At 70.9% G+C, this 15,037-nt stretch carries 14 protein-coding genes; 4 read left to right on the top strand and 10 right to left on the bottom strand.

Annotated elements, in window-relative coordinates; genetic code table 11:
• Positions 1-62: 62 nt before the first annotated feature.
• Positions 63-1,061, bottom strand: coding sequence for a dihydroxyacetone kinase subunit DhaK (dhaK, locus tag ASC54_RS04435; protein ID WP_055857072.1), 999 nt, complete (start codon positions 1,059-1,061; stop codon positions 63-65).
• A complete protein-coding gene (locus ASC54_RS04430; protein ID WP_055857075.1) occupies positions 1,058-1,825 on the bottom strand; it encodes an MIP/aquaporin family protein in 768 nt (255 codons plus the stop codon). The genes dhaK and ASC54_RS04430 overlap by 4 nt, the downstream gene beginning before the upstream one ends.
• Positions 1,826-2,022: 197 nt before the next feature.
• Between ASC54_RS04430 and ASC54_RS04425 the strand changes: the two genes are divergently transcribed.
• Positions 2,023-2,793, top strand: coding sequence for an IclR family transcriptional regulator (locus ASC54_RS04425; RefSeq protein ID WP_055857079.1), 771 nt, complete (start codon positions 2,023-2,025; stop codon positions 2,791-2,793).
• 132 nt (positions 2,794-2,925) lie between these two features.
• Here ASC54_RS04425 and sucD read toward each other — a convergent pair whose 3' ends face one another.
• From sucD to ASC54_RS04390, 7 genes are all read right to left on the bottom strand, one after another.
• Entirely contained in the window at positions 2,926-3,828 is a 903-nt protein-coding gene (gene sucD / locus ASC54_RS04420) for a succinate--CoA ligase subunit alpha (protein WP_055896906.1), read from the bottom strand.
• 11 nt (positions 3,829-3,839) lie between these two features.
• Positions 3,840-5,003, bottom strand: a complete 1,164-nt coding sequence (gene sucC, locus ASC54_RS04415; protein ID WP_055896903.1) for an ADP-forming succinate--CoA ligase subunit beta — start codon at positions 5,001-5,003, stop codon at positions 3,840-3,842.
• A gap of 148 nt (positions 5,004-5,151) precedes the next feature.
• A complete protein-coding gene (locus ASC54_RS04410; RefSeq protein WP_055857090.1) occupies positions 5,152-5,520 on the bottom strand; it encodes an STAS domain-containing protein in 369 nt (122 codons plus the stop codon).
• Positions 5,507-7,561: a glycosyltransferase family 2 protein gene (locus ASC54_RS04405; RefSeq protein WP_235451379.1), complete on the bottom strand. Its 2,055-nt coding sequence runs from the start codon at positions 7,559-7,561 to the stop codon at positions 5,507-5,509. Before ASC54_RS04405 ends, ASC54_RS04410 begins: the two co-directional genes overlap by 14 nt.
• On the bottom strand, positions 7,558-9,168 hold the full coding sequence (locus ASC54_RS04400; protein ID WP_082514839.1) for a SpoIIE family protein phosphatase: 1,611 nt from the start codon (positions 9,166-9,168) through the stop codon (positions 7,558-7,560). Before ASC54_RS04400 ends, ASC54_RS04405 begins: the two co-directional genes overlap by 4 nt.
• Positions 9,161-9,496 (bottom strand): STAS domain-containing protein, encoded by a 336-nt coding sequence (locus tag ASC54_RS04395; RefSeq protein ID WP_055897972.1) that lies wholly within the window; start codon positions 9,494-9,496, stop codon positions 9,161-9,163. Before ASC54_RS04395 ends, ASC54_RS04400 begins: the two co-directional genes overlap by 8 nt.
• Positions 9,497-9,602: 106 nt before the next feature.
• On the bottom strand, positions 9,603-12,017 hold the full coding sequence (locus ASC54_RS04390) for an ATP-dependent helicase (protein ID WP_082514838.1): 2,415 nt from the start codon (positions 12,015-12,017) through the stop codon (positions 9,603-9,605).
• A 149-nt stretch (positions 12,018-12,166) separates the two neighbouring features.
• Between ASC54_RS04390 and ASC54_RS04385 the strand changes: the two genes are divergently transcribed.
• On the top strand, positions 12,167-12,877 hold the full coding sequence (locus ASC54_RS04385) for an endonuclease domain-containing protein (RefSeq protein ID WP_055896901.1): 711 nt from the start codon (positions 12,167-12,169) through the stop codon (positions 12,875-12,877).
• 202 nt (positions 12,878-13,079) lie between these two features.
• On the opposite strand, the gene ASC54_RS04380 is transcribed toward ASC54_RS04385, so the two are convergent.
• Positions 13,080-14,123 carry a glycerophosphodiester phosphodiesterase family protein gene (locus ASC54_RS04380; protein ID WP_055859180.1) on the bottom strand — a complete coding sequence of 348 codons (1,044 nt, stop codon included), beginning with the start codon at positions 14,121-14,123 and terminating at the stop codon, positions 13,080-13,082.
• Here ASC54_RS04380 and ASC54_RS04375 point away from each other — a divergent pair.
• Both ASC54_RS04375 and ASC54_RS04370 read left to right on the top strand, forming a co-directional pair.
• Positions 14,122-14,412 (top strand): DUF4190 domain-containing protein, encoded by a 291-nt coding sequence (locus ASC54_RS04375; RefSeq protein WP_055896898.1) that lies wholly within the window; start codon positions 14,122-14,124, stop codon positions 14,410-14,412. The two genes, ASC54_RS04380 and ASC54_RS04375, sit on opposite strands and share 2 nt — an antisense overlap.
• Positions 14,409-15,008, top strand: a complete 600-nt coding sequence (locus tag ASC54_RS04370; RefSeq protein ID WP_200932267.1) for a hypothetical protein — start codon at positions 14,409-14,411, stop codon at positions 15,006-15,008. The genes ASC54_RS04375 and ASC54_RS04370 overlap by 4 nt, the downstream gene beginning before the upstream one ends.
• Positions 15,009-15,037 lie beyond the last annotated feature (29 nt).

Raw genomic sequence — 15,037 nt, 5'->3', positions numbered from 1 at the left:
TCGGCGTCGGTGCCGGGGTGGCAGGCGGTGCGGGGTGCGGGTGGTCGCGGCGGCGCTCTCGGTCAGCGACCCCAGCGGAGACCGCTCGTCTCCACGGGGGCGTCCCACAGCGAGACGATCTCGTCATCGGCGCGCAGCACCGTGACCGAGCAGCCCGCCATGTCGAGCGAGGTGATGTAGTTGCCCACGAGGCTGCGGGCGACCGTCACGCCGTGCTTCTCGAGGATCGCCGCGACCTCGCCGTACATGAGGTACAGCTCGATGAGCGGCGTGCCGCCCATGCCGTTGAGCATGACGATCGTCGGGGAGGAGCCGAAGTCGAGGTCGCCGAGGATGGGCTCGACGAGCTGCTGGGCGATCTCGCTCGCCGTGCCCATCGGCACGCGATGCCGACCGGGCTCGCCGTGGATGCCGATGCCGATCTCCATCTGGTCGTCGGGCAGGTCGAACGTCGGCTTGCCGGCCGCGGGCACCGTGCAGCTCGTGAGCGCCATGCCCATCGAACGGCCGTCGCCGTTGACCTTCTCGGCGAGCGCCACGATCTCGTCGAGGCTGCGGCCCTGCTCGGCGGCGGCGCCGACGATCTTCTCCAGCAGGACGGTGAGCCCGACGCCGCGGCGCCCCGCGGTGTAGAGCGAGTCCTGCACGGCGACGTCGTCGTTGACGACGACGGTGCGCACCTCGACGCTCGCCTCCATGGCGGCGAGCTCGGCGGCCATCTCGAAGTTCATGACGTCGCCCGTGTAGTTCTTGACGATGTGCAGAACGCCCGCGCCGCGGTCGACGGTCTTCGTCGCCTCCTGCATCTGGTCGGGCGTCGGCGAGGTGAACACCTCCCCCGCGCAGGCCGCGTCGAGCATCCCGAAGCCGACGAAGCCGCCGTGCAGGGGCTCGTGACCCGACCCGCCGCCGCTGACGAGGGCGACCGTGCCGTGGTCCTTCGGGGTGGCGCGGTAGATGATGCGGTTCTGGTGATCGACGCGGAGGTCGGCGTGCGCGGCCTCGATGCCGCGGAGCGCGTCGGCGAGGACGTGATCGGGGTCGTTGATGAGCTTCTTCATGACGAGAGGGTTCCTTCCTTCTTCGCAAGGGTTTCCTTGAGGCCAGTCTTGTCGCCTTCAGTGTGAGCCAACAGGGCGAATGCGAGTGCGGCGAGTGCACCGGCGAGCAGTTCGGCGCCGACGTACACGGGCCACTGCTCCCACGCCACCTCGCCGCCCAGCAGCTGCTGGACGAGCATCGGCCCCGTCGTGCGGGCGGGGTTGATGGATGCGCCCGTGGTCGGGGCGACCGGGATGATCGCGGCGAACACCACGAAGCCGATCGCGAGGCCCGCCCAGCCCGGCGCCGCGCGGCGGTAGATCACGCCGAAGACCGCGAACACGAGCAGGAAGGTGCCGACGAACTCGGCGAAGAACGCCTGGTACCAGGGCACGGTCGCCGCATCGTAGGCGGCGACGCCGAGGCCGACCTCGCTCGCGCGGGCCCCGAGCACGCCGACGATGGCGAACGAGCCGGCGATCGCGCCGGCGACCTGCGCGGCGAGGTAGGCCGGGACGTCGCGCCACGGGAACTTGCCGCTCACCGCGAGGGCGATGGTCACGGCCGGGTTGATGTGGTTGCCCGAGATGTACCCGAACACGTAGACGGTGACGACGACGATCGTCCCGAACGCGAGCGAGATCATGCCCAGGTCGGCCATCGTGAAGGGCGCGTCGCCGTTCACGATGAGGGTGGCGGGCACCGAACCCACCCCGACGAAGACGAGGAAGGCGGTGCCGAGGAACTCGGCGGCGAGCTTCTGCCACTGCCGGTTGTCATCCATATGTGCTCCTTCGAACATGCGGATCATCGATGGCGATGGGCGCCGAGTGAGCCGGGTTTTCCGGAACACCTTTCGATAATGTCGAATATGCGACGAGAATGCGGGTGCTGTCAAGAGCGAATCGCTGAGGGGTTCGGCAATTGCGGATGGCGAGGCGCACAGCACGCATAATGGGCGGAGACCGAGGAGGTTCGACGATGATCCAGGCGATCGATCGCGCCGCGCGCGTGCTCACGTCGCTGCAGGGCGCCCGGCACCTCGGCATCACCGAGCTCGCGGCGATCCTCGAGCTCCCGCCGTCGACCGTGCACGGCATCGTCAAGTCGCTGCAGGCCCACGGCCTCGTGGCGAAGGAGCCCGGCAGCCAGCGCTACATGCTCGGCCCTGCACTGCTCAAGCTCTCGAACGTCTACCTCGACACGCTCGACGTTCGCGCGCGCGCGATGCGCTGGACGCGCGAGCTCGCCCGCCGCACCGGGCTCTCCGCCCGGCTCGGGGCCGAGCTGTTCGACGAGGTCATCATCATCCACCACAACCGGCGCCCCGACGGCAGCCAGCAGATGCTCGAGACGGGCCTCACCATCCCCTCCCACGCCTCGGCGCTCGGCAAGGTGCTGCTCGCCTACCACCCGTCGGCGGCCGACGAGCTGCTCGCGAAGCCCCTGCGCAGCCTCACGGGTGACACCATCACCGACCCGGCGACGCTCCGCCTCCAGTTCGCACAGATCGCTGAGCGCGCCCTCGCCTTCGAGGAGGACGAGGCGGTCCTCGGCGAATCGTCCGTCGCCGTGCCCGTCGCCGACCGCAGCGGCTCCGTCATCGCCGCGGTCTCGGTCGTCATGCCCTCGAGCGAGTGGCCCCCCGAGGCGGGGGTGCTCAACGACCTGCGCGAGACGGCGCGCAACATCTCCCGCGAGCTCGGCTCGTCGAGCTGGCCGCCCGCGGTGAGCCCGCGCGACGACGACTGACCCGGCGGAGCGCGGCCTCGGTCGACGATCGGGTCCGGGCGAGCATCCGCTGATTCGGTGCGCCCGCCGGGGCATGCGAACGGCCCCGCCGCTCACGAGGAGCGACAGGGCCGTCGATGGTGCGGATGCCCGCTAGAGCCCCGCGATGATCTCTCGCATGAGGGCGGCGGCCTCGCTCGGCGTCTTGCCGACCTTCACGCCGGCGGCCTCGAGCGCCTCCTTCTTGGCCTGCGCCGTGCCGGCCGAGCCGGAGACGATCGCGCCCGCGTGGCCCATCGTCTTGCCCTCGGGGGCCGTGAAGCCCGCGACGTAGCCGACGACGGGCTTGGTGACGTTCGCCTTGATGAAGTCGGCCGCGCGCTCCTCGGCGTCGCCGCCGATCTCGCCGATCATGACGATCGCCTTCGTCTCGGGGTCGGCCTCGAACGCCGCGAGGGCGTCGATGTGCGTCGTGCCGATGATCGGGTCGCCGCCGATGCCGATGGCGGTCGAGAAGCCGAGGTCGCGCAGCTCGTACATCATCTGGTAGGTCAGCGTGCCCGACTTCGACACGAGGCCGATCGGGCCCTTGCCGGTGATCGTCGCGGGCGTGATGCCCACGAGCGCCTCGCCGGGCGTGATGATGCCCGGGCAGTTCGGGCCGATGATGCGGGTCGTGCCGCCCTTGGCCTTCGCGTGCGCCCACAGCTCGGCCGAGTCGAGCACGGGGATGCCCTCGGTGATGATCACGAGGAGGGGCATCTCGGCGTCGATGGCCTCGATCGCCGCGTCCTTGGCGAACGCCGGCGGCACGAACGCGATCGAGACGTCGGCGCCCGTGGCCGACATCGCCTCGGCGACCGTGCCGAAGACCGGGAGCTCGACGGTCGAGCCGTCGGCCGCGGTGTGCGAGACGGTCGTGCCGGCCTTGCGGGCGTTGACGCCGCCGACGACCTGGGTGCCGGCCTTCAGCATGAGCGCCGTGTGCTTGGTGCCCTCGCCGCCGGTGATGCCCTGGACGATGACCTTGGAGTCCTTGTTGAGGAAGATCGACATGTTCGCGTCCCTTACTTCGCAGCCAGCTCGGCGGCCTTGTCGGCGCCCTCGTCCATGGAGCTCGCGATCGTCACGAGCGGGTGGTTCGCGTCGGCGAGGATGCGGCGACCCTCCTCGACGTTGTTGCCGTCGAGTCGGACGACGAGCGGCTTGGTCGCCGTGTCGCCGAGGATCTCGAGGGCCTTCACGATGCCGTTCGCGACGGCGTCGCACGCGGTGATGCCGCCGAAGACGTTGACGAACACGCTCTTGACCTGCTCATCGCCGAGGATGACGTCGAGGCCCGCGGCCATGACCTCGGCCGAGGCGCCGCCGCCGATGTCGAGGAAGTTGGCGGGCTTCACGCCGCCGTGCGCCTCACCGGCGTAGGCGACGACGTCGAGCGTCGACATGACGAGCCCGGCGCCGTTGCCGATGATGCCGACCTCGCCGTCGAGCTTGACGTAGTTGAGGTCGTGCTCCTTGGCCTTGGCCTCGAGCGGGTCGGTCGAGTCCTTGTCCTCGAGCGCCGCGTGGTCGGCCTGGCGGAACGAGGCGTTCTCGTCGAGGGAGACCTTGCCGTCGAGGGCGACGATGTCGCCGGCGCCGGTGAGCACGAGCGGGTTGACCTCGACGAGCGTCGCGTCCTCCTTCACGTACACGTCGTACAGCGTCACGAAGACGGGGGCGACCTTCTCGACGAGCTCGGTCGGGAACTTCGCCTCGACCGCGATCTCGCGCGCCTTGTCCAGGTCGATGCCGCGACCCGGGTCGACCTCGACGCGCGCGAGCGCCTCGGGGCGCTCCTCGGCGAGCTGCTCGATCTCCATGCCGCCCTCGTAGCTGCACAGCGCGAGGTAGCTGCGGTTCGCGCGGTCGAGCAGGACGGAGAAGTAGAACTCCTCCTTGATGTCCGCTCCGGCGGCGACCATGACGCGCTTGACGACGTGGCCCTTGATGTCGAGGCCCAGGATCGCCTCGGCCGCGGCCTCCGCGTCCTCCGGCGTCTTGGCGACCTTGACGCCGCCGGCCTTGCCGCGGCCTCCGGTCTTGACCTGAGCCTTCACGACCGTGACGCCGCCGAGCTTCTCGGCCGCGGCGCGGGCTTCCTCAGGGGTGTCGGCGACGATGCCGGCGAGCACGGGAACACCGTGCTTCTCGAACATGTCCCGTGCTTGGTACTCGAAAAGATCCACGCTCTGCTCTTCCCATCCACGTGCGATGTACGTCGGAACCGGCCGGCGGTTCTCGGTCTCGAGGTGGTTCGACGTCGAGAGATCTCTCGATATCGAGAGAAACGGCCTCGTCCAGGGTACTCCCGCCGAGAGGCATCGGTGACACTCGTCAGCGAGCCCGACGCCCCCGCCGATCCCGCGGGCGGAGCTCGGCGAACGCCGCGTCGACGCTCGCGTGGGGCTCGAGCACGCGATCCAGGCTCGTGAGCTTGAGGACGAGGAGGACCTGCTCGGAGGCCGCGGCGATCCGCAGGTCGCCGCCCGCCTGACGCGCCGACTTCAGACCGGCCACGAGCGCCCCGAGGCCGGAGGAGTCGAGGAACGTGACGCCGCTCAGGTCGACGACGAGACGGGTGCGCCCGTCCCGGACGAGGCTCGAGACCATCTCACGCAGGTCCGGGGCTCCGACCATCGTCAGACGCCCCGACGGCGACACCACCGAGATGCCGTCATCCGTCATCCGCTCACTCAGCTCCATGGGCCTCTCCTCTCTCATCGCCGACGCGCGCGCGGAGATCGCGAGCGTCGGCGGCATCCTCCGGCGCCTCCGCACCGTCACCGTCGTAGCCGTCGTACCGCAGCGCGGGGATCAGCACGCTCAGGATCACCAGGTCGAACACGACCCAGGCGAGGTTCACGGCGGTCCCGATCCACTCCCCGACTCCGAGCGCCAGGCGCACGATCCCCACGACGGCCGCGACGATGAGGACCACGGCGACCACGAGCTGCCAGCGCACGAGCCGCCATCCTCCGGAGGTGGACTGGCGGCTCTTCGCCGTGACCACGAAGTCGAGCGGGCGGCCCGCGAGTACGTTGCCCGCGGCGCTCACGACGGCGCGGATCCACACGGGGAAGAGCGCGAGGCTGTACTGCTGCCCGCGCCAGGTCGAGACCCCGCGGCTGGCCACCAGGAACATCAGCTGGTTGAGCACCATGAAGGGCAGGAAGCGGAGGAAGAACTCCGCGGCCGTCGTGTCCACGGGGAGGATCCCGAAGAGGAGGAAGACGACCGGCGCCGTGAAGTAGACCACGGCCGCGAACCCGCTGAGGTAGCTCCACATCGTCGAGAAGTACATGAGGCGCTGCGCGAGGCTCAGGCCCCGCTTGACCAGAGGATTGTCGCGGAGCATGACCTGGACCGTCCCCTGCGCCCAGCGAAGGCGCTGCTTGAGCATCGTGCCCAGATCGTCCGGCGCGAGACCGTCGGCGAGCGTCTCGTGGTGGTACGCGCTCGACCAGCCCAGAGCGTGCAGGCGCATCGACGTCGCCATGTCCTCCGTCACCGAGATCGTGGCGAGCGGCATGAGGGGCTGCGCCTCGTCGTGACGATCGACGTCGATCGAGCGGATGAGCCGCTGCACGGATTCGATCGCGCCGAGGGGGCTGAGCTGCTGAGCCGTCAGGCGGTCGATCGTCAGGTCGATGTCGGAGACCGTGTCGACGGTCTCGTCCGACTCCATCGGGAGCTCGCGCAGGGCATCCAGATCGGAGCGGATCAGTCGGAGGTCGGACTCGACGAGGCGGCTCGAGATCTCGCCGACACGGCTCTGGAGGTCGTAGGTGACGCGCCCGAAGGCCTGACCCGCGGCGAGCGCCTGCCGAGCGTCACGCAGGGCGGCCTGGACCTCGTCGAGCGCCTCCGAGACCCCGGGGTGCGCCGCCGCCGGATGACGGCGCGCGCGACGGATGACGCTGCGCGCCCCGCGGAGCGCCCGGACGAGCGCCTGCTCGAGCTCGACGACGTAGCGCGTGACGCCGAGCTGCATGAGCGCGTCGCGCCGCAGGACGGCGTTGGAGCCGCAGAAGAATGCGGCGTTCCAGCCGTCCTTGCCCTGCTGGATCGGACCGTAGAAGAGCGGAGCCTGACTGCCCAGAGGGTCGCCCGACGCGACGTTCGAGAAGCGCTGCGGGGTCTGGACCAGCGCGACCCGCGGATCGTCGAAGTAGCCGAGCGTCCGGTCGAGGATCTCGGGACGGGGGATCTGGTCCGCGTCGAGGATCAGGAGGAACTCGCCGTCCGTCTGCATGAGGGCGTTGTTGACGTTGCCCGCCTTCGCGTGAAGCGGCTTGTTCTTCCAGTCGGGCGTGCGCGTGATGTATCCGACTCCGAGCGCCTCGGCGGCCTTCGCCATCTCGGGCCGGGCGCCGTCGTCGAGGATCCAGGTGCGATGCGGGAAGCTGATCCGCCGCGCCGCGGCGGCGGTGGCGGAGACGAGCTCGACGTCCTCGTTGTAGGTCGTGATGAAGACGTCGACCGTCGCGCCATCGGGGGCGGCGGGCGGCGCCGGCCGCCGCCTGGCCCTCCACATGGTCATGCCGAAGAGAGCCACGTCGATGATGCTGTAGGTCTCCGCGACGACGAGAGGGATCGCGATCCACCACGCGTCGAAGTTCAGCGAGGCCGTCCATCGCCACGAGATGTAGACGAGCCCGGAGGTGAGCGTCAGCAGGACGAGGATCCGCAGGAGCAGATGGCGACGCGCGGAGGTCTCCGGCGTCAGGTCGTTCTCCGGGCTCACACGTCTCTCCGGACGACGAGGACGGTCACGTCGTCGGGGGCCACGCCTCGCGCACGCGCGCGCATCGCATCGACGATCTCCGCGGCGCTGTCGGCGAGCAGGGTGAGCGTCGTGACGCTCTCGAGCGCCTCGGGGACGCCGTCGTAGAGATCGAGCACGCCGTCGCTCACGCTGATGAGCGCGTCGCCGGGCTCGATCGTCACCGTCTGCGGGATCCACTCGGTCTCGATGTCGATCCCGAGGGGAGGCGATGTCGATTTCAATCGTTCAACCGTGCCGTCGGCCCGCGCGATGAAGGTCAGACCGTGGCCCGCATCGACGAAGGTCAGCTCGCCCGAGTCCATGTCGAGACGACCGTGGAAGAGCGTGACGAACAGGCCCGTCGAGTCGAGGTCGCCGGTGAGGGATGCCGCGGCCGCGTCGACCGCGCCGGCGACGTCGCCGAATCGCGCCGCCGATCGCAGCACGGCTCGCACGGTGGCGGCGATGATCGCGGCCCCGATGCCCTTGCCCATCGTGTCGGCGAGCGTGAACGCCGCGCCCTCCCCCACCGGGTACCAGTCGAAGAAGTCGCCGCCGACCGCGCGCGCGGGCAGGCACATGCCGGCGATGTCCCACCCGGGCATGCTCAGCAGCTGCTGCGGCAGGAGGCCCTGCTGCACCTCGGCGGCGCGGCTCAGCTCCTGGCTGACCGACAGCTCCTGCTGCACCCACGCGGCGAGGTCGCGCAGCATCGCGGCCTCCTTCTCGCTGAAGTGCCGGGGCTTCGCGTCGTAGACGCAGAACGATCCGATGCGCTCGCCGCCCGGAGCGTAGAGCGGGTGACCGGCGTAGAACTCGAACTCGCCGGGGATGGCGATGAGCTCGAAGCCGGGTGCGGCCGTGAGGTCGGCGACGACGAGCGTGTCGTCCGACTCGATCGTCACGGCGCACGCCGAGTTCTCGCGCGGCACTTCGGTGCCGAACGGCCCGACCATCGACTTCGACCACTGCCGGTCGCGGTCGATGAGGTTGATCGCAGAGCCCGTCACGCCGAACAGCTGCTGCGCGAGGCGGGTCACGCGGTCGAAGCGCTCCTCCGGGGCGGTGTCGAGTATCGCGAGCTCCTCGAGCGCGCGCTGCCGTGCCATCTCGTCGATGACGCCGCTGATCGAGACCGAGGGGAGGCCGCGGGCCGGGGTCAGGACGTCGCGCGAGGCCTCGCGCGCGCGCACGAGAGTCCAGTGGTTGAAGCCCTCGACGCGGCGGTGCTCGACCGAGTCCACGAGCGCCTGGATCATCGGGATGCCGCGGCCGTGCTCGGCCATCGGCTCGGGCATCCCGCGGTCGTGGAGGCCGACGTCGTCGACCTCTCCCCCGTCGCTCAGCGTCGCCTCGATGCGATCGTCGTAGACGACGATCGTGAGGGCGAACGAGACCGGGTTTCCGCGATTGGCGTACTGGATGACGTTCGCGGTGAGCTCGATGACGGCGGTCTCCACGGACATCCGGTCGGTGGGGTGCACGTCGGGCACGACCGCCCAGACGGATTCGAGGGCGGAGTGGACGGTGTCGACGGTGTCGGGCGGGGAGGTGATGCGCAGAGTGCGCGCCACCATGTCAGCCATGCGGGTAGGCCTCGGCGACGCTCGTGAACGACCGCAGGGTCGCGTTCATGTTGGTCAGGTCGAGCACGAGGACGACCTGCTCGGTGGGGTTCACGAGCACGAGGTCGCCTCCGGCCTCGCGGGCGGCCTTGAGGCCCCAGACGAGGGCTCCGAGACCGGAGGAGTCGAGGAACGACGTCCTCGACAGGTCGACCGCGATCGAGGCGCTGTTCGCCACGATCGCCTCGTGGATGGCCTCGCGCACGCGCGCGGCGGTGACCATGTTCAGGCGGCCGTCGAGGGTGAGCTCGGTGACTCCGCCGGGGTGCTGGATGGACACGAGATCCATGGTCGTCTCCTTCATCGGATGATCGTCGTCACCCATTCTGGTGCGTGCGGGTCGGCGTCGCTCGCACGCCGCACGGGCCAGGACGTTCACACGGGCGTCTCGGGACTTACAGCTTCTCTATGGGCGCGATCTTGATGAGGAGCCTCTTCCGCCCCGCCGACTCGAACTGCACCTCGGCGATGCTCTTGGGCCCGATGCCCGTCACGGCCGTCACGCGCCCCTCGCCGAAGTCGACGTGACGGATGCGGTCGCCGGCGGCGAGGGTGAGGTCGCCGTTGTCGCGCACGGTCGCCGTCACCCGGTTCGCCCACTCGGTCTTCGGCTTGCCGGGCGGGAGCGAGGTGCCGTAGCTGAACTGCTCGCGCCCGCTGCGGGTCGTGCCCAGCGCGCGCTGGCTCGAACCCGATCGATTGCCCATGCCGGGGGCATCGCGCCAGTCGATGAGCTCGGCGGGGATCTCCTGGAGGTACCGGCTGGGCGCGGCGACCTGGGTGTCGCCGAAGGTCGAGCGCGTCATGGCGAGAGAGAGGTGCAGCCTCTTGCGGGCGCGCGTGATGCCGACGTAGAACAGGCGCCTCTCCTCCGCCGGGCCGCCGGGCTCGCTCGCGCTCATCTGGTGGGGCAGGAGGTTCTCCTCCACGCCCGTGATGAAGACGGCGTCGTACTCGAGGCCCTTCGCGGTGTGAAGCGTCATGAGCGACACCGTGCCGCTCGAGTCGTCGAGGTCGTCGGCGGCCGCGACGAGCGCGACCTCGGTGAGGAAGTCGATGAGGCGACCCTCGGGGTTGTTGCGCTGGAACTCGCGGGTCACCGCCACGAGCTCCTCCACGTTCTCGGCGCGCGCCTCGTCCTGCGGGTCGCGGCTCGCGCGCAGCAGCTCGACGTACTTCGTCCGCTCGAGGATCGCAGTCAGGATGTCGGGCACGAGCGCGGTGTCGACCTTCGCCGAGGCGCCGTCCAGAACACCGGCGAGGTCGAGCATGGCCGCGGTGACTTTCGGTCCGAGACCGAGAGCCGCGGCATCCCCCAGCGCATCGCGCATGGTGCCGCCCAGCTGGTCGGCGTGGAGGGCGAGGGCCGTCTCCGTCGCCGGCCCGATGCCGCGCTTCGGGGTGTTCAGGATGCGCCGCAGCGCGAGCGCGTCGGCGGGGTTCGCGACCGCGATCAGGTACGCCATGACGTCCTTGATCTCGGCGCGCTCGTAGAACTTCGTGCCGCCGAGCACCCGGTACGGCAGCGCCGAGCGGATGAAGATCTCCTCCAGCGCGCGGGTCTGCGCATTGGTGCGGTAGAACACGGCGATCTGGTTGTACGGCACACCCTGCTCGTGCAGCTTCTGGATCTCGTCCGCGACGAACTGCGCCTCGTCGTGCTGGCTGTAGCCGGTGAAGCCCGTGATCTTGTCGCCCGCGCCGACCTCGGTGAAGAGGTTCTTGGCGATGCGGTCGAAGTTGTTGCCGATCACGGCGTTCGCGGCGTCGAGGATCGTCTGGGTCGATCGGTAGTTCTGCTCGAGCAGGATCACCTCGGCGCCCGGGAAGTCGCGCTCGAACTCGACGATGTTGCGGATGTCGGCGCCGCGGAACGCGTAGATCGACTGGTCGGAGTCGCCGACGACCGTGAGGGCCGCAGCGGGGATGCCCCCGGTCGCGTCGGTCTCGATGCGGGTGTCGGCGGGCACGTGCTGCGGCTCGACCGCCCGCGTCAGCTCGCGGATGAGCGCGTACTGGGCATGGTTCGTGTCCTGGTACTCATCGACCAGGATGTGCCGGAAGCGGCGCTGGTAGAGCGCCGCGACCTGCGGGAAGGCGCGGAACAGGTAGACCGTCTGCGCGATGAGGTCGTCGAAGTCGAAGGCGTTCGCCCGGGCGAGCTCGGCCGAGTAGCGGCGGAACACCTCGAGGAACATCACCTCGGTCGGATCGTTCGGGTTGAGCTGGCGGCTGTAGCCCTCCGCGTCGATGAGCTCGTTCTTCAGGCGCGAGATCTTGCCGGACGCAGCGCTGACCGTGAGCCCGAGGGTGTCGGCCTGCAGGTCCTTGACGATGCGCTTGATGAGGGCGCGCGAGTCGGCGGAGTCGTAGATCGTGAAGGCCTGCGTGAAGCCGAACTGCTGGGCCTCGCGGCGCAGGATGCGCACGCACGCGGAGTGGAAGGTGGAGATCCACATTCCGTTCGCGGCCTCGTGGCCGATGAGCTGGCCGACCCGCTCGCGCATCTCGCCCGCGGCCTTGTTCGTGAACGTGATGGCGAGGATCTGGCTCGGCCACAGCTCGCGATCGCGCAGCAGGCGCGCGATGCGCCGGGTCAGCACGCTCGTCTTGCCCGAGCCCGCGCCCGCGACGATGAGCAGCGCCTCGGCGCGCGACAGCACGGCCGCGCGCTGCTGCGGGTTGAGGCCCGCGAGCAGGGGGTCGTCGGTCGCGGCGGCGGGGGCGGTTTGTGCGGCGGCGGGGGGCTGCGCACGCGGCGGCGGCGTGAGACCGGGGATGTCGAGGGACTCGTCGGGCAGGAAGGACATGACCGCCCAAGTCTAGGTCGCACCCCCGACGCCGCCCGCCGAGCGGGAGCAGAGCATCCGCGCCGCCCGCCGTCGCCCTCACCCCCCACCCCTCGCCCCCGGGATCGACCAAATGAAGGGAGTGCGGGCGCGCCCGGCAGGGCTGGTACGTGCTGCCCGGCACCGCCGCTCCCGCGCTCCAGGCCGTGCGCGTCGGAGGCGTGCTCACCTGCTCACGGGCGCTCGAGGCTCACGACCTATGGAGCGTGCAGCGGAGCGGCGTGCACGTTCGCGTGCACCACACCTCGTGCCGGCTGCGCACGACTCGGGACTCGCGCGAGCGCCTCTCCGAGCATCCCGACGATCGCGCAGTCGTGCACTGGTCACCGAGCTCGACCGACTCCTCGCGCCTCCTCGCCGGCCCGCTCGACGCACTCGACGACTACTTCTCGTGCATCGAGCGCGACATCGCGCTCGCGGCGCTCGATTCGCTGATCCGGCGGGTGCCGGAGCAGGCTTCCGAGCTCCGTCGGCGCTTCGGGGTCGACGAGTGGGAAGGCGTGGATGGACGCCGCGACTCCGGCACCGAGACGGTCTTCTCCGTGCGGATGCTCCGCCTCGGTATCGCGCCGCTCCGGCAGGTCCCGCTGCCGGGAGTGGGACGCGTCGACTTCCTCATCGGGCGCAGGCTCGTCATCGAGGTCGATGGACGCGGCTATCACGATCTCGCGGACCAGTTCGAGCGGGATCGCGCACGCGACGCGGCGATCAGCAGCGGCGGCCGCCGGGGTCTGCGGTTCAGCCACGACCAGGTGCTCCACCGCTGGGCCGAGGTCGAGCACGCCGTACTCGCCGCGATCGAACGCGGCGATCACCACTGACGCGGTGATCAGCAACCGCGCTCACGCCCCGGCCGTCGACCAAATGAAGGGAGCAGGACGCCGCTCCGCGGCGTGTCGAGCTCGACACGCCGCGTTCGCGCGCGTCGCTCCCTTCATTTGGTCGAGCACTGCCGCGCGGGGAGCGCGGGGCGGGCCGGGAGGATCGACCGCGCGGGCAGGCCGCGGGCGGGCGCGCAGCCGGTCAGCCCGCGGCGAGCGCCGCGCGCGCCTCGAGCGCCAGGTCGGGATGGTCGGCGAAGACGCCGTCGAGGCCTGCCCGCATGAGGGTGGTGAACCAGGTCATCCAGTCGCCGTGCGCCGCGGCGCTCGAGCCGATCCGCAGCGAGCCGGGCAGGAAGCGGTTCTCGGGGCGCAGGGTCCACGCGAACACGGAGAGCCCGGCGGCGTGGGCGCGGTCGACGAGGTCGCTCACGACGACCGGTCCGCCCCGCGTGGCCGGTCGCGCGACGAGCGCGGTGTCGACGCTGATCCCGTCGACCTCGCGCGCGAGCCGCGCGAGTCCCTCATCCGTCAGGTGGCCCGCGTACGAGAGCGACGCGGCGCCGTACCGGGCGACGAGGTCGGCAGGCGACCCGCTCTTCTCGAGCAGGAACACGTACCGCGCCGGCAGCCCGCGCGCGCTGAGCTGCCGCAGCACCGACTGCTCGAACGACTCCACGACGAGGGGGGCCGCCGGGCTCCAGCCGGCGACCTCGGCGGCGAACAGCTCGTCGAGCGGAAGGCCCAGCGCCGCGAAGTGCGTCGCGTGCTTGATCTCGGCGACCATGCCGACGGGCCGGGGCGCCGCATCCAGGATCGCCATCAGGTCGCGCAGGCGCAGGATCGGGTACCGCCCGTCGAAGCGCGTCGACGCCTGCCGCGTGCCCGGCAGCCGCTCGCGCGCGCGCAGGGTCGACAGCTCGCCCCACGTGAAGTCCTCGGTGAACCAGCCGGTGAGGCGCTCGCCGTCGATGACGCGCGTCGTGCGCCGGTGGGCGAACTCGGGGCGGTCGGCGACGTCGGTCGTGCCGCTGATCTCGTTCTCGTGCCGCAGCACGAGCACGCCGTCGCGCGTGGCGACGATGTCGGGCTCGATCGCGTCGGCGCCGAGGGCGATCGCGAGCTCGTACGCGGCCCGCGTGTGCTCGGGCCGATGCCCGCTCGCTCCGCGGTGGGCGACGATGAGCGGCAGCGCGCGCGTGGGCTCGATCACGGCGACCACCCTACGGGGTAGCCTGCCGAGCATGATCGACGGGATGCCCGGCCCGAGCCCCGCCGCGACCGACGTCGCCCCGCTCGCGCCGCCCGCTCGCGCCGCCCGCCTCAACCCGCTCGCCGTGCTCGCCCTGATCCTCGGAGTCCTCCTCAGCCCGCTCGCCGCCCTCTTCGGCCACCTCGCCGCCGGTCAGGTCGCCCGCTCGTTCGGCGCCGAGCGCGGGGCCGGAATCGCCTGGGTCGCCGTGGGCCTGGGCTGGCTGTGGTTCCTGCTGCTGGTCATCGCCGTGGGCGCCGTCTGGGTGGCCCTGAGCTCGTGAGCGAGAACGCGCCCCGTCGCGAGCCCGACGCGCCCCCGGCCTCCCGCGTTCCGACCCCATGGGTCGAGCCCGCCGCGCGCCTCCCCCTGCGCTGGGGCAGCTACCGCGACCGCTGGGTGCTGGGCCTGCTCCTCATCGCCGGCGGCCTGCTGCACCTGCAGTCCTCCGACACCGGCAACCTCATCCCGCTCATCACGGGCTCAGCCGCGCACGTCCTCGGCTGGCTCATCATGCCCGCCGCCGGGTGGCGACGCATCGTCCCGCTCGGACCGTCGACGCTCGTCGTCTGGCTCCTCCTCACCGGCCCGTCGTCCATGTGGACGCTGACCGTCCCCTTCCTCTTCTGGCTCCTCGTGCGGCACCGTCCGTGGCGCAGCGCGCTCGCCGTCGGCCCCGTCCTCCTCAACGGCGTCGTCTGCGCGACCCTCTTCACCGAATATCGCTGGATGCCCGTGGCCGTCGCCCTCTCGGCCGCCGTCCTCGTCGCGTCGGCCTGGGGCGCTCGGGCTCTCGCCCGGCCCGTGGCGAGCATCCGCCGCCCCGCCCGGGGCCCGGAGGCCGCGACCGCGCCCGATACGCCCACAGCGAGCGCATAGGGTTCCGCGTTCCTTCGCCGAGCATCCCT

Source organism: Yonghaparkia sp. Root332 (assembly GCF_001425665.1).
Classification (GTDB): domain Bacteria; phylum Actinomycetota; class Actinomycetes; order Actinomycetales; family Microbacteriaceae; genus Microcella.
The sequence above is the reverse complement of the archived record's forward strand: the minus strand, read 5'-3'. Positions and strand labels throughout refer to the sequence as shown.